The organism is Parasphingorhabdus sp. DH2-15 (assembly GCF_051668705.1).
In the GTDB taxonomy this organism is placed as follows: Bacteria; Pseudomonadota; Alphaproteobacteria; order Sphingomonadales; family Sphingomonadaceae; genus Alterisphingorhabdus.
On record NZ_CP196351.1, the window covers coordinates 2,750,103 to 2,768,834 of the forward strand.

At 53.0% G+C, this 18,732-nt stretch carries 18 protein-coding genes; 6 read left to right on the plus strand and 12 right to left on the minus strand.

Annotation, left to right across the window (positions count from 1 at the left end):
* Positions 1-63: 63 nt before the first annotated feature.
* The 6 genes from ACR9YC_RS12820 (at position 64) to ACR9YC_RS12845 (ending at position 5,351) form a co-directional block, all read left to right on the plus strand.
* Positions 64-243, plus strand: coding sequence for a hypothetical protein (locus ACR9YC_RS12820; RefSeq protein WP_438728265.1), 180 nt, complete (start codon positions 64-66; stop codon positions 241-243).
* Positions 244-294: 51 nt separating this feature from the next.
* Positions 295-1,029 carry a peptide-methionine (S)-S-oxide reductase MsrA gene (gene msrA, locus ACR9YC_RS12825; protein ID WP_438728267.1) on the plus strand — a complete coding sequence of 245 codons (735 nt, stop codon included), beginning with the start codon at positions 295-297 and terminating at the stop codon, positions 1,027-1,029.
* Positions 1,030-1,113: 84 nt separating this feature from the next.
* A complete protein-coding gene (locus ACR9YC_RS12830; RefSeq protein ID WP_438728269.1) occupies positions 1,114-1,581 on the plus strand; it encodes a Fur family transcriptional regulator in 468 nt (155 codons plus the stop codon).
* A gap of 119 nt (positions 1,582-1,700) precedes the next feature.
* A complete protein-coding gene (gene dxs / locus ACR9YC_RS12835; RefSeq protein WP_438728271.1) occupies positions 1,701-3,659 on the plus strand; it encodes a 1-deoxy-D-xylulose-5-phosphate synthase in 1,959 nt (652 codons plus the stop codon).
* A 4-nt stretch (positions 3,660-3,663) separates the two neighbouring features.
* Positions 3,664-4,218, plus strand: a complete 555-nt coding sequence (locus tag ACR9YC_RS12840) for a hypothetical protein (protein ID WP_438728274.1) — start codon at positions 3,664-3,666, stop codon at positions 4,216-4,218.
* Positions 4,219-4,451: 233 nt separating this feature from the next.
* Positions 4,452-5,351: a hypothetical protein gene (locus ACR9YC_RS12845; protein WP_438728276.1), complete on the plus strand. Its 900-nt coding sequence runs from the start codon at positions 4,452-4,454 to the stop codon at positions 5,349-5,351.
* A gap of 24 nt (positions 5,352-5,375) precedes the next feature.
* On the opposite strand, the gene ACR9YC_RS12850 is transcribed toward ACR9YC_RS12845, so the two are convergent.
* The 12 genes from ACR9YC_RS12850 to ACR9YC_RS12905 all read right to left on the minus strand — a co-directional run bounded on the left by ACR9YC_RS12850 (position 5,376) and on the right by ACR9YC_RS12905 (position 18,653).
* The gene (locus tag ACR9YC_RS12850; protein ID WP_438731841.1) at positions 5,376-5,804 is read right to left on the minus strand and encodes a DUF3035 domain-containing protein; all 429 of its coding nucleotides are present in this window, start codon (positions 5,802-5,804) and stop codon (positions 5,376-5,378) included.
* 16 nt (positions 5,805-5,820) lie between these two features.
* Positions 5,821-6,345 (minus strand): signal peptidase II, encoded by a 525-nt coding sequence (gene lspA, locus ACR9YC_RS12855; protein WP_438728278.1) that lies wholly within the window; start codon positions 6,343-6,345, stop codon positions 5,821-5,823.
* Between the two features lie 4 nt (positions 6,346-6,349).
* Positions 6,350-9,607, minus strand: coding sequence for an isoleucine--tRNA ligase (locus ACR9YC_RS12860; protein WP_438728280.1), 3,258 nt, complete (start codon positions 9,605-9,607; stop codon positions 6,350-6,352).
* Positions 9,608-9,619: 12 nt separating this feature from the next.
* Positions 9,620-10,588, minus strand: coding sequence for a bifunctional riboflavin kinase/FAD synthetase (locus ACR9YC_RS12865; protein ID WP_438728282.1), 969 nt, complete (start codon positions 10,586-10,588; stop codon positions 9,620-9,622).
* A 10-nt stretch (positions 10,589-10,598) separates the two neighbouring features.
* Positions 10,599-11,849, minus strand: a complete 1,251-nt coding sequence (locus ACR9YC_RS12870; protein WP_438728284.1) for a dipeptidase — start codon at positions 11,847-11,849, stop codon at positions 10,599-10,601.
* 60 nt (positions 11,850-11,909) lie between these two features.
* The gene (locus tag ACR9YC_RS12875) at positions 11,910-12,431 is read right to left on the minus strand and encodes a dihydrofolate reductase (RefSeq protein ID WP_438728286.1); all 522 of its coding nucleotides are present in this window, start codon (positions 12,429-12,431) and stop codon (positions 11,910-11,912) included.
* Positions 12,431-13,528, minus strand: a complete 1,098-nt coding sequence (locus ACR9YC_RS12880; RefSeq protein WP_438728288.1) for a 5-(carboxyamino)imidazole ribonucleotide synthase — start codon at positions 13,526-13,528, stop codon at positions 12,431-12,433. The genes ACR9YC_RS12875 and ACR9YC_RS12880 overlap by 1 nt, the downstream gene beginning before the upstream one ends.
* Positions 13,525-14,016, minus strand: coding sequence for a 5-(carboxyamino)imidazole ribonucleotide mutase (purE, locus tag ACR9YC_RS12885; protein WP_438728290.1), 492 nt, complete (start codon positions 14,014-14,016; stop codon positions 13,525-13,527). Before purE ends, ACR9YC_RS12880 begins: the two co-directional genes overlap by 4 nt.
* Positions 14,017-14,113: 97 nt before the next feature.
* On the minus strand, positions 14,114-14,800 hold the full coding sequence (gpmA, locus tag ACR9YC_RS12890) for a 2,3-diphosphoglycerate-dependent phosphoglycerate mutase (protein ID WP_438728292.1): 687 nt from the start codon (positions 14,798-14,800) through the stop codon (positions 14,114-14,116).
* 74 nt (positions 14,801-14,874) lie between these two features.
* Entirely contained in the window at positions 14,875-15,675 is an 801-nt protein-coding gene (locus ACR9YC_RS12895) for a TIGR03084 family metal-binding protein (RefSeq protein ID WP_438728294.1), read from the minus strand.
* 37 nt (positions 15,676-15,712) lie between these two features.
* Positions 15,713-16,327 (minus strand): DUF6445 family protein, encoded by a 615-nt coding sequence (locus tag ACR9YC_RS12900; protein ID WP_438728296.1) that lies wholly within the window; start codon positions 16,325-16,327, stop codon positions 15,713-15,715.
* A 133-nt stretch (positions 16,328-16,460) separates the two neighbouring features.
* Positions 16,461-18,653, minus strand: coding sequence for a 3-hydroxyacyl-CoA dehydrogenase NAD-binding domain-containing protein (locus ACR9YC_RS12905; protein WP_438728298.1), 2,193 nt, complete (start codon positions 18,651-18,653; stop codon positions 16,461-16,463).
* Positions 18,654-18,732: the final 79 nt, after the last annotated feature.

An 18,732-nucleotide genomic window follows, 5' to 3' on the forward strand; every position in this document is an offset into this window, starting at 1 on the left:
GTTTTGATCACGAATAAGATGGTGAGTGTTGCGGCATCCCCAACCGCAATCAAAGGAAAGACAATGTTCGGTATTTTGAAAAACGAAGTAGTGCAGTATTTTGGTGTTGGTTTCGTTCTTGGCGCAGCAGCGTTATTTGCAGCACAACCACAAGAAGCGCGCGCCGAGATATTAGAAGACCTCTCTTTAGACAGCGCCGTTGAACATCTTGCATCCGTAACAACGCTTGCGAGCAAGAGCTGATTAGCGGTATCAGTTGTCAGATGAGAAATACCTCAAGGCACAGGATAAATAATGGCTGACCAAATCGGATTTTCCCTCAAAAAAATGTCACGCCATGTCGCACCCATGCTGTTAGCCAGCGGTGCGGTTTTTGGTGTTATGGCGATAGGCCCGCAAGTCATGGGCGTACCCGCAATGGCAGCAGAAAAAGCCTATAATCTTCCCTCTGCAAAAGTGCTGGCCAAAGAACCGCAAAAACTGCGCGTTGCTATATTTGCCGGTGGCTGTTTCTGGGGTGTCGAAGGTGTATTTAGCCATGTCAAAGGCGTGCGCTCTGTGCAGTCCGGCTATCATGGCGGCAACAAAGACGATGCAACCTATTATAAAGTCGCTTATGGCGTTACCCAACATGCAGAAGCCGTGCGTGTGGTCTATGACCCCAAGCAAGTGCGCTATACGGATTTGCTGCAAATCTTTTTCTCGGTAACGACAGACCCAACCCAGCTCAACCGCCAAGGACCAGATACTGGCCCGCAATATCGCAATGCGATTGTGCCGCTAAATACAGAACAAGCCAAAGCAGCGCGCGCCTATATTGCGCAATTGAAAAAGGCGAAGATTTTTGAACGCCCGATCGTCACCAAGATCGAGGCATATAAGACCTTCCACCTTGCAGAGGGTTATCATCAGGACTTTATGTTCAAAAACCCTGTTCACCCTTATATTGTCCGCTGGGACAGAGTGAAAGTTGCCAATTTAAAGGCCATGTTCCCGCAATTTTATCGCAGGCAGCCGGTACGCAACTGATCGTGCCGTTACGGCGCCTTTCTATATTGCACAATCTGTTTGCTTATCATTGCCCACGCGCAGGTTCCTGACTATATAATGGTCATGAGCAATCATAATCACCATAACCACCGTGAGCATGCTGGCGAAAATCTCGCTCTAGCGGCACAACAGGCGTTGGAGGCTAGCGGCGAACGCTGGACCGATATGCGCGCCACTGTCTTTTCCATTTTGGCATCCATGACCAAGCCTGCATCAGCTTATGATGTGGCTGATTTGGTTAGCCAAAAGCGCGGAAAAAGAGCTGCACCAAACAGCGTTTATCGCATATTGGATCTGTTCGTAGAGAATAATCTTGCGAGTCGTGTAGAATGCGCAAATGCCTATATCGCGAACCCGCATCCTGATTGTCAGCATGATTGTATTTTTATGATTTGCGATGGATGTGGCAGCGTCACGCATATTGATGATGATAGCCTTTCCGGCGGATTACGCGACGTTGCGAGCAAAGCGGGATTTGCAAATATCCGCCCGGTTATCGAAGTGCGCGGACATTGCGGCAATTGCAATTAACACTAAATTTGACCAATTTATTTGACACTACTAGTGTCAACTTAACTTGATTCTGCATTCGTTAAGGTTCGACAATCTCTAACGCATGCATTACATTTATAGAAACTAGGGGGGATTCGATGCCAAAATCAGAACAGCAACCGGCCGCAGCACCGGAAACACCGTTGCTGGACACCGTGCAATACCCCTCTGACCTGCGCAAATTAAAGCCAGGGCAAATGCGCCAGCTATGCGATGAGCTGCGTCAGGAAATGATCTCTGCCGTTTCTGTTACAGGCGGGCATTTGGGCGCTGGCCTTGGTGTGGTCGAGCTGACAGCAGCAATCCATTATGTTTTTAATACGCCTGATGACCGGCTGATCTTTGACGTTGGTCATCAATGCTATCCGCACAAAATCCTGACCGGACGGCGCGACCGCATCCGCACGCTGCGCAAGGGTGGCGGCTTGTCCGGGTTTACCAAGCGCGCGGAAAGCGAATATGATCCATTTGGCGCAGCGCATAGCTCGACATCAATCAGTGCTGCACTGGGCTTTGCCATTGCCAATAAGCTGAACGATGCGCCCGGCAAGGGCATTGCGGTGATTGGCGACGGCGCGATGAGCGCTGGCATGGCTTATGAAGCAATGAACAATGCCGAGGCGGCCGGCAACCGTCTGGTCGTTATATTGAACGATAATGATATGTCGATCGCACCGCCCGTTGGCGGGCTGTCTGGCTATCTGGCGCGGCTTATCTCTTCTTCGGAATATATGGGGCTGCGTTCACTCGCCAGCAAAATGACCTCCAAAATCTCCCGCCGTGTGCATAAGGGCCTTTCCAAAGCCGAAAGCCATACGCGCGGCATGGTCACTGGCGGCACCTTGTTTGAAGAGCTTGGCTTCTATTATGTTGGCCCGATTGATGGTCATAATCTTGATCATCTTTTGCCGGTGTTGGAAAATGTGCGCGATGCAGAAGAAGGACCGATATTGGTCCATGTCGTCACACAAAAGGGCAAGGGCTATGCCCCTGCTGAGCAATCAGCGGACAAATATCACGGCGTTGCCAAATTTGATGTGGTCACCGGCAAGCAGGATAAAGGCGCTGGTGGCGGGCCACCAGCCTATCAAAATGTTTTTGGCGAAACACTGGCCAAGCTGGCCGAGACTGACAAACGCATCTGCGCCATTACCGCCGCAATGCCATCAGGCACCGGCGTTGACAAATTCGCCGCGGCACACCCTAATCGCAGCTTTGATGTTGGCATTGCAGAACAGCATGGCGTCACCTTTGCTGCTGGCTTGGCTGCTCAAGGTATGCGCCCCTTTGCCGCGATCTACTCAACCTTCCTACAGCGTGCCTATGACCAAGTTGTGCATGATGTTGCCATTCAGAACCTGCCTGTCCGCTTTGCGATAGATCGTGCAGGTCTGGTCGGCGCAGATGGTTGCACCCATGCAGGCTCGTTCGATATCGCCTATCTGGCCACCCTGCCCAATATGGTGGTCATGGCTGCTGCCGATGAAGCAGAATTGGCGCACATGACATATACTGCCGCCGAATATGATGATGGGCCCATTGCCTTTCGTTATCCGCGCGGCGCGGGTACGGGCGTCACCATTCCTGAGACACTTGAAAAGCTGGAAATCGGCAAGGGGCGTATTGTCCGTGAGGGTAAGAAAGTCGCCATTTTGTCGCTCGGCACCCGTTTGGGCGAAGCACAAAAGGCCGCCGATGCGCTGGATGCCAAAGGCCTGTCCACCACGGTTGCCGATCTGCGCTTTGCCAAACCGCTCGATGAAAAACTGATCGCCAAATTGCTCTCTACCCATGATGTATGCATCACGGTGGAAGAGGCTGCAGTCGGCGGTTTTGGCGCACATGTGCTAACCATGGCATCAGACCTTGGCTTGACCGATGCTGGCCTCAAGCTGCGCACCATGCGTCTGCCCGATAGCTTCCAAGACCAAGATGCTCCAGACAAGCAATATGCCGAGGCCGGATTGGACGCAGATGCTATGGTAGATACGGTGCTAAAAGCATTGCGCCATAACAGCGCTGGAGTCGACGCAGCAGAAACCGGCGCCCGCGCCTGAGCATATGGTCAAACTTGCTCTTGCTCTCTGCCTCTTCATCCACTTTGCTTTACCCGTCCATGCCAAGGCATTTTATGCGGAAGTACGCAAGCAAGATCAGCCAGAGGCACAACTGACAGTTGAAGAACTGCGGGAAGATATTGAGAATAAACCATGGGATAGTTTTTACATATTGGCGGCAGCGCTGGTAAGGGAAGGTAATTATCAGGAGGCAGGCAAATGGTTTTACATTGGCCAGATGCGCGGACGTGCCTTTATCAACTGCCAGCCCGTTACACCGGATGGTGACCCAGCTTTGCTAGCATCCCTCAACTATACATTGGGGTCAGAAATTAATCCTGTTATTTATAGCAGTATAAAAGGTGCGATTGAAGTGATTGATGCAGCTTTGGCATGGGAAGCGAGTCATCCTGACCCAAGGCTACCGTTATTAGAATGCGCCAAGGCTATGCAATCTGTACGCGAGGACAAATTGAAGCAGCGCCAGTGGACTTTGGATAATGCAGCAAAAATTCGTGCTGATCGTGAGGAAAGTGGATTACCCAATAGTCCAGAATAACCCGATCTTTCGCTATAGTCTAAATATTAGCTATATATGTGCGCTCCTGTTTATTACAGCTTTGTTCTGCTGGAACGGCAACCGCCACGTGCAATCTATTGCCTGACCCCATATATAGCGAGATCACAAAATGGGAGGAAAAGCATGTTCCACGTGCCCAAAAGATGAACCACACGCCGCAATAGCCCACTTGATCTTATGGCAGGCTTAGCGCAGATTGTTCATGAGGGAGATTGGCGATGGAACCATGGGCCATTACTACAATCACAGTCATGATATTGGCGATTTTTGCTGCAACCGCCATAGCAACCTTACTGGATGTGTTTGGCATTAGGCGTCTGCCGGAAGAGTATCGCAAACCCCTATTTGGCGCACTTATATTAGAGGTTGTGGGCATAGTGTTATGGCAGGTGGATTTTCGGCCTGATGATAGCTCCGGCAATAGCGATGATGAAACGACTGTTACCACAAGTTCCAGCGCTAGCGGCGCGACTACGCCAAATGGTCTAACGGGCGAAATTTCAAACGGGTCTGAACAACCCGAAAATACAAATCCCAGTGATACCATCGACGATGACAACGCTCCAGCCAGCGACAACAGTGATGGCGAAAATAGTGGGAATATAGGTGGCGGGGGAACAGATGCTGACGTCGACACTGCCATTGATGGGCAAAGCAGCACCACAGTCGCAAGCGACGATGCGGTACAGCTTTGGGCGCATGGTGCAGACCAAAAATCAGGAGCCTTGGGGCAAAAACCACCTGGTGCAGCGGCTTTGAGCGCCGATTATCCGGGTTGTGTGAAAAGTGTTTTAGACCGCGATACGCCCTTCCCGCCTTATACCACAAGCAAGGCCTATGATTGTGCCAAAAATGTCGAGCAGTTTCGCACGCTTTATATTTCGCCCTATTATGAGCGCAAAAAGCTATATGATGAAAGGCTGGTCAAATGGGACAAGCAATTGGTCAACGCGCTGGATGATGTCTCCATCGAACGGCGACGCTATATTAAACGCGAAAAAGATCGGCTGAATGACAGCGCTTCAGGCGAATTGTCGATAGTTGCAGAAATTGATAGGCGCAGCCTTAACGACAAGGACTATTGCGCCACCAACAATTGCCAAAAACCCTAAGCAACAGCCAGAACATGGTGTGGATTATTCCGGTGTCGCAGCCTGTGCTTCGCGGCCATCGCCCTCCGGTGCAGCGATCACGTCACGCACAACCTGGCCCTTATCAACCGTGTTGGTTTCTGCATCGCCCACAGTAGAACGAATCGCAGTGTCGGAATCGCCAGCACGCCGCAAAGCCTGCTGTTCAATCGCGCTGCGTGCAGCTGGTCCGCCAAAAAGAGCTTCCAGCGCTTGCTCACTGGCCACACGTTGCTGTGAAGGGGCAACACCGGGACGCGGGGGCACAAGAGCGAAGTCTGGTGGAATCACCAATGGTGCCTGACGTGAAACGGCAAATTCATCAGGCCGTTCACGATCAAGAATTCCACTTGTACCGCAACCGGCCAGCATTGTTGTCAGCACCAAAGCCGTACCCATTTTCTGCCAGTTTTTCATATTATTCTCCATATTCATACCGCTCATAAGGCGCTTAGGCCCCTTCGGTCAATTCCTTGCGCTTGTCCTCGCCGATGAACAGCGCACGTGCAAGCAATATTAATACCCCGATGGTGATCATGGCATCTGCCAAGTTAAATATCAGAAAGGGCCGGAAATCACCAAAATGCAAATCGGCATAATCAATCACATAGCCCAGCCTGGCCCGATCAAGAATATTGCCCAAGGCCCCGCCCAATATCATGGCCAATGCCATGATGTCGCCGCGCAGCTTTTCGCGATATATCCATACCAGAACAATGGCTGCAATCAAAGCTGTCAACGCGACCAATAGCCAACGTTGATGCTCATTCTGCGCAGTCAACATGCCCAGTGACACGCCATAATTCTCTGCCCATGTCAGATTAAAAAACGGCACCAGCTCTATGGATCGTCGTGATTCCAGTGATAGCGGCACAACGACCATATATTTCACTGCCTGATCAACCGCGAAAATGACCAGCGCCAATATGATGCCCTGTATCCGATAGCTTTTCACTTGGGCTTGCGTAATCGCCATAACCTTATCCATTCAACACGCTGTCACAGCGGCTGCACAATGCGCCATCTTCTGGCACATCAGGGATTAACCGCCAGCAACGGCCACATTTATGATGCGTGGTTTTGGTGACGGCTATTTCTGTTCCGTCGGACACGCCCGCAATAATGCACAGTTCGGCAAATTCGTCTGGCGTTACGGGCAAATCAGCAAGCGGATAAACAATATCTGCCTCAAGGCTGGAACGTATTGTCTTTTCACGACGCAATGGCTCGATAGCTTCGTTGACAGTGTGGCGGACCGTGCTGAGTTTCTGCCATTTGTCAGCCAAATCTGCATTGTACCAACCAGAATCAACGTCTGGCCATTCCTGCAAATGCACGCTTTCACCCTCTGGATAGCGCGTCATCCAGATTTCTTCCGCGGTGAACACCAAAACGGGGGCAATATAGCGGGTTAGCGCTTCAAAGAGGATGTTGACTACGGTGCGATAGGCGCGGCGCGTTTGTGTGCCATGCGGCATATGTGGCCCGACATCGCAATAGAGGCAATCTTTGCGGATATCGAAGAAAAAGGCCGAAAGATCGTCATTCACAAAATCGCTAATCGCGCGGACATATTTGCCAAACGCAAAGTCATTGACCGCTTGTTTAAGCCCGGCATCCAGTTCGGCAAGCCGGTGCAGAATATAGCGCTCCAGCTCTGGCAAATCATCATAAGCGGTTGCCTCATTAGCCGCGTCATAATCGGCCAACGCGCCCAGCATATAGCGGAATGTATTGCGCAGCTTGCGATAGCTGTCCGATACGGTTTTTAGAATCTCATCGCCAATGCGGTGATCTTCGGTAAAGTCCACACTCGCCGCCCAAAGGCGCAATATATCGGCCCCTTGCGCGTTGATAACCTTTTTCGGGTCCAGCGTATTGCCCAGAGATTTGGACATTTTGCGGCCCGTTTTGTCGAGCGTCATGCCATGAGTCAGCACCGCCTTATAGGGCGCGCGGCCACGGGTGCCGCAGCTTTCAAGCAGGCTGGATTGGAACCAGCCACGATGCTGATCGCTGCCTTCCAGATACAGGTCCGCTGGCGATTGATGGTCCGGCCAATTGCCGCTTTCCAGCACAAAACTGTGTGTGCACCCACTGTCAAACCACACGTCTAAAATGTCGTTGACCACCTCATAATCCGCCAGGTCATGGTCCGCGCCCAGCAATGCCTGATGATCCGCATCAAACCATGCATCCGCGCCGCCAGCCTGAAACGCTGCAATAATCCGCGCATTAACCGCTGGATCATTCAGATAGTCGCCGCTTTTGCGGTTTACATAAAGCGCGATTGGCACGCCCCATGCCCGTTGCCGGGAGAGCACCCAATCGGGCCGGCCCTCAACCATGGATTCCAAGCGGCGTTTGCCGCGCTCCGGCACGAAACGCACTGTATTGCGGATTTCATCCAGCGCGACATCGCGCAGACTTGGGTTCACGCCCTTACCATGGCCCACGCCCTCATCGGTCAGGGCTGAGCCCTGAGCTTGTCGAAGGGGCAAAGCCCGTTTGTCCGCACTAGTGAGACGCCCTTCGACAAGCTCAGGGCTAACGGTATCTGCGTCATTGCGCACATGCTCCGGCAGCGGCGTATCCATGGGCACAAACCATTGCGGCGTACAGCGATAGATAATCTTGGCCTTTGATCGCCAGCTGTGCGGATAGCTATGCTTAAAATCATCGGCGGACAGCAACGCACCCGCCGCGCGCAAATCATTACAGATCGGACCATTGGCCGCGGTGAATTTTGTATTGATGACACTGCCCGAACGTGCATCACCGCGCGGCAACCATGCCCAATCCGCACGATAAACGCCATCAGCCTCCACCGCAAAAACGGGGTTCAGGCCATTGGCCTTACACAGATCAAAATCGTCCTCACCATGATCGGGCGCCATATGGACAAGGCCGGTGCCCGCATCAGTGGTGACAAAGCTGGAACCATCAAGGAACGGGCGCGGGCGTGTGAAAAATTCCGCCAATTCAGCATCGCGATTGATGGAAGGAATATGCTCAAGCCCCTCTCCTTCAGGGGAGGATTTGGGGTGGGGGCTGTCAATCTGGTCAGGCGCGTGTGGCTCGTCCCCACCCTCGGTCCCTCCCCTGAAGGGGAGGGAGGAAGAAAAGGCATCCGCCATAGGGTGCTTAGCCATAGCTCCGGCAAGTTGGGAGCCTTTTATTGTTTGCGCTGATTCAAGATTATAATTGCCATCTTCAAACTCAAACTCGCTTAGCCGTAAATCAACTTCACCTGAAATCGACTTTAGCCAATTTTCAAAACGCGTTGCGAATTGCTCTAGCAAGGGCTTCGCAATAAGAACTTTGAAGTCATCACCTAGAAAGTCAATTGAAGGGTTCTGCTTTAAAAAAGTTGCAACGGCTTCACGATCTCCATGCGTATCAACACAAAGAGTGGCCACGACATATTTAACATCCGCGCCAAAGGCCAAAGCCTGATTAACCGGAATGGTCCATGGTGTGGTTGTCCAGATGACCGCATGAACTTTTTCACCCTTGGCGATCAGCTCTTGAATTGCCGGACAATTCGGCGCTTCAATAATCTCAAACGCCACATCGATCTGGGTGGAAATAATATCCTCATATTCCACTTCAGCTTCAGCCAGTGCGGTTTTTTCAACAGGCGACCACATGATCGGCTTGGCCCCGCGATAAAGCTGGCCATTTTCCGCAAATTTCAGCAGCTCGCTGACAATTGTGGTTTCGGCCGTATAATCCATGGTGAGATAGGGCTTGTCCCACTCCCCCATAATGCCCAGCCGCTGAAACTGCTCACGCTGCACATTCACCCAATTATCGGCATAGCTGCGGCATTCGGCGCGAAATTCGCTGGCTGGAACCTCATCTTTATTGCGCTTTTTCTTGCGATATTGCTCTTCAATCTTCCATTCGATCGGCAGGCCATGGCAATCCCAGCCCGGCACATAAGGCGCATCTTTGCCCAGCAGGCTTTGCGTGCGCACCACCAGGTCTTTTAGCGTCTTGTTCAGCGCATGGCCGATATGAATATCACCATTGGCATAAGGCGGGCCATCATGCAGGATGAACTTCTCTTTGCCCGCACGGCGTTTGCGCAGCGTTTCATACAGTTTTTCATCACGCCAGCGCGCCAAAATGCCCGGCTCTTTATTGGCCAAACCCGCGCGCATGGGGAAATCCGTCTTCGGCAGGAAGACAGTATCTTTATAATCCACGGTTTCAGATGATGTTTGCTCGCTCATAGACAATGGCGATTAAGGCCGGTTGCCATCAGACGCAAGCGATTCCCGCGCTTTATCGCAATCCTTGGCCATCTGACCTTTCAATGCGTCAAGATCATCAAATTTTGCCTCACCGCGCAGAAAGTGGTGCAGCGCGACAGAAATCGTCTGGCCGTATAAATCTTCGGCAAAGTCAAAGAAATAGGGCTCCAGCAATTCCTTTGGCGGTTCAAATTGTGGGCGGATACCCAAATTGGCCGCGCCGTGCAGCACCCGGCCATCGGCCAAAGTGCCTGTCACCGCATAAACGCCATATTTGGGGCGCAGATATTGGCCCATATCCAAATTGGCTGTGGGATAGCCCAGCAAGCGGCCATTTTTATCGCCATGCTGCACTTTGGCTTCAACCGCAAAAGGGCGTGTCATTAGCGCTGATGCGGCCTGCGGATCACCGGCTTGCAACGCGGCGCGAATACGGCTTGAAGAAATGACAGCATCATCGGCAACCGGACTGACCGCTCTGGCTCGCAAGCCCAGCATCGCGCCATAGCCATGCAGCAGCGCAATATCGCCTTTTGCGCCTTGGCCAAAGCTGAAATCTTCGCCCGTAACCACGCCATATGCGCCGAACTGATCAACCAAGAGAGACGCAATAAAATCATCCGCTTTTGTGGCCGCCATAGCGCCATCAAAATCCAGCACCAGCATGGCATCCGCACCGGCAGCGGCAAAAAGCCGTTGCCTCTGGTCCAGACTGGTGAGGCGAAAAGGCGGTGTGTCAGGGCGGAAATGCCGCACGGGATGCGGATCAAAAGTGGCGATAATCGCCTTTCGCCCTTCGGCGCGCGCCCAGGCAATTGCTTCGCCCGCAACCGCCTGATGCCCGGCATGGAAACCGTCGAAATTGCCAAGCGCGATAATGGCACCGCGAAATTCGGGCGGAAAAGCCTGATTGCTGTCCAATCTTGGGATTGTCGGCGCAAATGGAGTGATTGATGTCATAATCGCTGCGTTATGGGATTGGCTCTGCCGGATCAACAATCAGATTCATTTGTTCATCTTTGGCAATCTGCAATTGCGTGGGCGTCATGGGCTGCAAACCGGCGCGCAATATGCGCAACAAGTTGCCGCCCATCACTGCGCGAATCTCCTCTTTGCTAAACCCTTCATTCAGCAGTGCCTGCGTTACTTGCAGCAATTGCGACGTGTCAAAGCGCGTGGTGACATAACCATCAAAATCACTGCCCAGACCGACATGGTCTATGCCCACCAGATCGCGCACATGCTTCATGGCTCTGGCGGCATCAACCGGGTCCGTACTGCAAATCGCGCCTTCCCAATAGCCGATGCCGATCAGGCCGCCCGTAAAGGCAACGCCGCGAATCTCCTCATCGCTTAAATTGCGGTTTACGTCGCATGTTGCCTGAACCCCGCCATGGCTGGACACAATGGGCCGCCGCGCGCGGCTGATAATCTCTGCAACGGCCGGATGGCTGGCATGAGCGATATCAATGATGATGCCCATTTCTTCCATACGGTCCATCACTTGCCGCCCAAAATCAGTAAGCGCTCCCTTTTCCTCCCCATGCATGGAGCCGGCCAGCTTATTATCAAAAAAATGGGTGAAGCCGGACATGCGCAGACCCTTGGCATAGAGTCTGTCCAGATTGGCAATATCCCCTTCTAGACTGTGCAGCCCTTCGCCGGAAAATAACGCGCCCATTATGCGCCCGTCTTTCGCGCGAGCGGCCAGCAGAGCATCAATATCTTGCGGGCTACGGATCAGTCGCAATTGGCCGTCAGAGCGCTTCGCCACTGCCTCCAACCGCGCACCATGCCAAGCCATACGCTCAAATCGTGAAAACCATGTGCGCATTGGCTGTAGTTGCGCAATGGCGAGCAGGGTAATATTGTCGCTATCAGCTGAATTGCTGTCATAATTCTGGCCCTTGGGCGTTTTGGTGACGGAGGAGAAAATCTGCAAGCCCACATTGCCTTGCTGCAAGCGGGGCAGGTCCATCTGGCCATAATCAACCGCGTCATCCAGTTCGCGTTTCCACAATAATGTGTCTGAATGCATGTCACCAATGAACAGCTCTTGGTGCAGCGCTTTGGCTTCGGCGCTAATTTCCAGCAATGTTTCATCAGTGACCAGATTGGCCTCTGCCTCAAATTTTGGCGGCAATATCACAAAGACGTAAAGCGCCGCCACCAACAGCGCCAATATGACGCTGATGCCTGTCCATTTCAGAAATTTGCGCATAGCCCGCCCCTCATCATCCTGTCCTGCTTTGCATATCCATCCGGCCTTTTGCCAAGCCGGTTATTGCATGGGCAGGTTACGCACCAAAGTTGCAAAGGTGAAGGAAGGAATAGGTCCGATTGTCGGATGATCCTGCGCCGCATGATGTTCACTGGCCGATTCGCGCCAAAGCACCTGGTCAAAATCGTCCATCACAGTGTCGCCAATCGCGTCCATATGCACCCGCGACACCTCTATCCGGTCAGCCATAGGTAAAAACAGATGATAGATTTCCGCCCCGCCAATAATGCAGATTTCGGCTTCGCCAGCCAGATGGTCAAGCGCATGCTGAACCGATGATACGCGCTCCGCGCCATCGGCTTGCCAATCATCATTGCGGGTCAGAACAATATGCCGCCGCCCCGGCAGCAGGCCAGGCAGACTGTCAAACGTCTTGCGGCCCATGACCATAGGCTTGCCCATAGTCTCTTGCTTAAACCGCTTTAGATCAGCCGGAATGCGCCATGGCAAAGCGCCATCATGGCCGATAACGCCATTATCCGCGCGCGCAAGCCAGAGCGATATGATCGGTTTTGCCGCCATTAGAGCAGCCGCGTGACATGGCCCATTTTGCGGCCCTCACGCGCTTCACGCTTGCCATAAAGATGCAGATGCGCGCCCTGATCGCCCATAAGATCAGGCCATTTATCAATATCATGGCCGATCAGATTTTGCATCTCTGCGCCGCCTTCGATCAAACGGGTATCGCCAAGCGGTAGACCGCAAATCGCGCGGATATGGTTTTCAAATTGGCTGGTCAGCGCGCCCTCAATCGTCCAATGGCCGCTATTATGCACGCGCGGTGCCATTTCATTGAACAATGGCCCGTCTTTGCATGCAAAAAATTCAATCGCCAAAACGCCTATATAATCCAATCGTTCAGCGATTTTGCGCGCCAATGCGCGGGCCGCAGGAATATGCACCGCTACATCTTCGCCGCCCGGCACAATAGAATGGCGCAAAATACCGCCTTCATGGGTATTTTGGGGCGCATCCCAAAAACGCATGCCGCCATCAGCGCTACGCGCAATTAACAGCGAAAATTCCGCATCAAAATTGACAAAGCCTTCGACCAGAACATCATTGCCGCCCAGATCTTCCCATTTTTGCTGAATGGCCGCTGCGTCAAGTATCTCCCCTGCTTGCAGCCGGATTTGGCCCTTGCCATCATAGCCCATACGGTCGCTTTTGATGATTGCTGGCGTGCCGATTGTCTCTATGGCGGCGGCCAGTTCCTGCGCATTGGTGGCGCGAGCATAGGGCGCGCAGCCTCCCCCCAAATCGCTGACAAAGCTCTTTTCATTCCACCGGCTTTGGCCAATTTCCAATGCGCGGGCATTGGGGTGTAGGGGCACTTCGCGGCCAATCACTTCCAGCGCCGAGCCAGGCAGATTTTCCCATTCATAAGTGACGACATCGCATTCCTTGGCAAAAGCGGATAATGCCGCCATGTCATCAAACGCGCCGGCCACAAATTTGGTCGCCACTTGCGCGGCAGGGCCAGTTTCCTCTTGCCCAAAAACATGACAGCGATAGCCAAGTTGCGATGCCGCCTGAATCAGCATTCGCCCCAATTGGCCGCAGCCAACTATGCCAATGGTGCTGCCCGGCGGTAATGTTGATATTGCCCTGTCGCTCATCGCGGATCATTCCCGACATTTGCGGTCTGCGCCGCACGAAAATCGTCTAAGCGCTGCGCCAGCTGTGGATCATTAATAGCCAAAATTGCCGCTGCCAACAGCGCCGCATTTTTGGCCCCCGCATCACCAATCGCCAAGGTGCCGACAGGAATGCCGCCCGGCATTTGCGCGATGGATAACAGACTGTCCATGCCGTCCAATGCTCTGGATTGTACGGGCACGCCCAGCACGGGCAAACGTGTCATGCTGGCCACCATGCCCGGCAAATGCGCCGCGCCGCCTGCCCCGGCAATAATCACCTTATACCCTGCATCGACCGCGCCCTCGGCAAATGCCACCATACGCTGAGGCGTGCGGTGTGCCGATACGATGCGCGGCATATGGCTGATGCCAAGCTGTTCAAGGATTTTGGCGGCATGTTCCATGGTCGGCCAGTCGGACTGGCTGCCCATGATGATTGCCACATCTATATTGCCATTATCGGGCATATTGCCTCCTAAAGGGAGCGGCCAAAGGTCCGCTTGAGAAGCGCTTTTCCTTACGGCTTAATCCTTGCTCTGGCAATGGCGATGCGATGCAAATTGTCTAACGCTCTGATAGATAATAACGTTCGCGTGCATTCAGCGCATCATCCAGATCATAAACAATCGGCTGTCCGGTCGGGATTTCCAGCCCGGTTATATCGTCATCAGATATGCCGGACAAATGTTTGACCAATGCCCGCAAGCTGTTGCCATGCGCAGAGATCAGCACCCGCTTGCCCGCTTTCAGGTCCGGCGCAATCCGCTCCTCCCAATAAGGCAGCACGCGCTCTATTGTGTTTTTCAAGCTTTCAGCCAGCGGCACATCTATGCCCGCATAACGCGGATCGTCTGACATCTGAAACGGCGAATCAGCATCCATGGGCGGCGGCGGTGTGTCAAAGCTGCGCCGCCAGATATGCACTTGCTCATCGCCATGCTTATCCCGGGTTTCCTGCTTGTTCAGGCCGGTCAGGCCGCCATAATGCCGCTCGTTCAGTCGATAATCCTTTTCCACCGGCAGCCATAAGCGGTCCATCTCCTCCAACGCCATATTCAGTGTTTTCACTGCGCGGGTTTGCAAGGAGGTAAAGCATTGATCAAATTCCAACCCCTTTTCGCGCATCAAAACACCCGCTGCGCGCGCCTCTGCTGCGCCTTTTTCAGTAACATCAACATCCCACCAGCCGGTGAAGCGGTTTTCCAGATTCCATTGTGATTGGCCGTGGCGGATAAGAACGAGCTGGGGCATATCAATTTCCTGTTACTATAAAATTCATGGCTATGGCTGTGTAATTGCTTGGCGGGTAAAGACCAGCGGGAAAATCAGATTACGGCGATTTTGCGCGTGCCGGGCGGCGGCGGGTCATGCGGCGGGCCAGCAAAGCATTGCGCCATGCCCATCCATTGATGCGCAATCGCGCCGGTCACAGCTAGATCCGTATCGGCAATATTGCGCGTCTGGGTCACCACCTGACAAAATTCCTCTGCTTTGCCGCTAATATGCTCCTCAGCAACATCCTCACCATATGTCCATAATGCACCCGATGGCGCGGTCAGTTCAAGATAGGGCATTGCGGAGGGAACATCCATTTTGCGGTTTTTATATGTCCAGCCAAATGTATTGACGCCCAGCACCACAATATTGCGAATATGGTCGCCATTTTGCCGTTTCTGACCAAGCGCATCATAAAGCGCCTGCGCATGCGCCCAGCTTTCCATCAAACGCGCGGTGATGGATGAGCGCGCGCTCATGCTAGGCCCTGCCCATGCGACGCGCTGTTTGGGGTCTGCTGCTGCAAAATGGTCGGCCAAAATGGGGTAAAAAGCGGCCCACTCAGCCACCAAAGCCGGGCCGGACAGGCCGCTGAGATAATCCGCTTCAAAAGCGCTCATTCCGCCCTTGGCAACCGCAGAACCCGCTTGTGCAAAGAAATCACGAAAGCCCGCTTCATCGGTTAGCGAAAGATCAGCCGCGATATTCCAGACATGCAAATGTCGCAATATGGCATCTCCGCTCCAGCCCTTAAACGCTGTCGGCTTGGCCAGCGCATCGCCATCCAGCGCAGATACCAGCCTATGAATGGCATCGCATTCGCTGCGGAAATCTTGGGCTTGCTGCATCATCTCTATCCTGTTTCGCTCTCTTTACTGTGCGCTATCTTCATTGGGCCGTTTTCTTCAAAAACATCAGCATCACCAGCCGCGCATCTTTATCGCTCTTGCCAAAGCCCGGTCCGGCATCATGAAACAGCCATGGGCTGAACAGGATAAGTCGGTTAAAACGCATTGGGGCGGTCATCACCTTTTCCCAGCGTGCAGGCTTATTTGTGTCGGCATTGACCGTTTGCTCGACCGCAGCATTGACATCATCAAAGCCGGATTTGGCCAGCGCCTCCGGCATTGTCGGGATACGCTCCAATCCACTCGGTTTATGGCGGAAAAAGCTGGTGCCGCCTTTGCAATGTTCTGGTTCGCTCAAATACAAGATGCCCGAATAGTCGCACGGGTCAATATGCACACCGGTTACGCCCTTGTCCGCCTTTTTGGTGATGCGGCAATGGCCGTGCAGCGTGCTGCTGTCCCCGGTAACGGAGACGCCGATAGTGTGCGATAATTTGTCGTTCAGCCCCGTAATATCCAGCGCATTATCAGATGTAATGCCAGGATAATTGCCGCGTTTATTTGCCGGATTATAATCCAGCGCCAGCGCCGCCCTGCGCACAGCATAAGGGTCGGCCAGAAAATCGTCCAAAATGATGATGGAAGGTAGCGCCATATCTCTGGTCTATCGGGCCGCTCGATAAATGAAAAGGGGCAGCAAAAGAAAAGAGCGCACAACATAAAAGGCCGCGCCAGCGATTTGGCGCGACCTTTTTCTGCGTCACATTCGGTAATGGAAAGCGTCTTTATCAGGCCGCTTTATAAAAAGTCTCGCCCTTATCGGCCTTCTCACGGAAAGACATTGGCGGGTTGAAACGCTCACCATGTTTCTGTGCCAGACTGTCAGCGATACGGACAAAATTATCAACGCCCATAGTGTCGATATGGCTCATCGGCCCGCCAGTCCATGGCGCAAAGCCCCAGCCGAAGATCGCTCCCAGATCAGCAGATTGCGGGTCGCTCACCACCTCTTCATGATAGCATTGCGCTGTGGCGATCAACTGAATGAACATAAGGCGCTGCTGCACTTCCTCAACACTGGGCTGCACCTCGGCGGGCGGGAAGTGATCGGTAATACCCTTCCACAGGCCCTTTTTATTGCCCTTATCATCATAGTCATAAAAGCCCGCGCCAAAGCGTCGGCCAGAGCGGCCCAGCTTATTGACCATCAGCTCAAACAAATCCTCATTGCCCGATGGCTTATACTCGTCGCCCAATTCTTCCTTGGTTGATTGCATCACGTCATAGCCCAGCTTCAAAGTGGTCTCATCCACCACAGCGAGCGGACCGATCGGCATGCCCATATGCACGGCGGCATTTTCGATCAACGTCATGGAAACGCCTTCGGAAATCATCAGCATCGCTTCACCGGCATAAGGCGGGAAAACGCGGTTGGTGTAAAACCCGCGCACATCTTTCACCACGATAGGCGTTTTGCGGATTTTTGCGTTATAATCCAGCGCAACGGCCAGCGCTTTGTCGCCAGTCTTTTCGCCCGGGATAATTTCCAGCAACGGCATTTTCTCAACCGGTGAGAAAAAGTGCATGCCAATAAACTGGTCAGGGCGTTCGGAATGTTTCGCCAGACCTGTGATTGGCAAGGTTGAGGTGTTGGACGCGAAAATGACGTCCTTGCCGATAACCGCTTCTGTTTTCTTAATCACATCGGCTTTGACATCTGGACGTTCAAACACCGCTTCGATAATCAAATCAACATCTTTCAGATCATCATAATTATCAGTCGGCGTGATGCGCGCCATAAAGGCATCGGCCTTTTCCTGCGTCATCTTGCCGCGCTTCACCGCTTTGTCGACAATCTTCTGACTATAGGCCACGGCTTTTTGCGCATCCTCAACACTGCGGTCGAGCACGATCACATCCATGCCGCCCTTGGCTGTAACATGGGTGATGCCCGATCCCATCAGGCCGCCGCCCAATACGCCGACCTTTTTCAAATCAGATGCTGGTACATCTTGCGGACGAGCGGCACCTTTTTCGGCAGCCTGTTTATTGATGAACAATGTGCGGATCATGTTCTTGGCATTGGGGCCAGACAGCAATTTGGTGAAATATTTTGATTCCACGCGCAGTGCTGTATCAATCGGCAACATAGAACCTTCATACAGACAGGATAATATTGCCTGAATTGCCGGATAATTGCCCTTTGACTGTTTGAGAGCCATGGTTGATGCGCCCATATAGAGCGGTACAGAACGCGGATCCATCGAGCCGGCTCCGCCGGGGAATTTAAAGCCTTTTTTGTCCCATGGCGCACTGGCCTTAGGATTGTCTTTGACCCATTGTTTGGCCTTTGCCACCACTTGATCAGCGGGCGCAACTTCATTGACAACGCCTTGCGCCAAGGCTGCTTGCGGATTGGCTGGTTTGCCGGACATGATCATCATGCCAGCACCTTGCAGACCGATGAGACGTGGCAAACGCTGTGTGCCGCCACCGCCGGGCAGAAGGCCGACCTGGCTTTCAGGCAGGCCAAGCTGGATTTTCGGATGATCGGCACATACACGGTAATGACACGCCAAAGCCAGTTCCAAACCGCCGCCCAGCGCCAAACCATTAAGAGCACAGGCAACCGGCTTTGCATGCGCTGCACCTTTGACCAGATCCTTATTGCTGTTGCCGCAAGTTTCCATCTTACGCAATGTTGCATTCAACGCCCAGGCACCTTCAAAGGCTTCGGCCATTGTGGTCGCCTTGGTGGCGCCCAGCATGTTGAGGTCAGCACCGGCCAGAAAGCCCGATGCCTTACCCGATGTAATCACCAGCCCCTTAATATCGTCATTGCCGATAAATTCGTCGATGAATTTCGGGAAATCCGCCATCAAATCGGCATTCCATACGTTCATGGACTGGCCCGGCAGATCAATGGTCATCAGCACAATGCCGTCATCATCAATATCAATGCTAAAACTTTTATAGGTCATATTCTTATTCCTGCATTCTCAAAACCCGTTCATGCTGCGCCTATTACAAACGTTGCCCTTTTGGATATTAAAAAGGCGG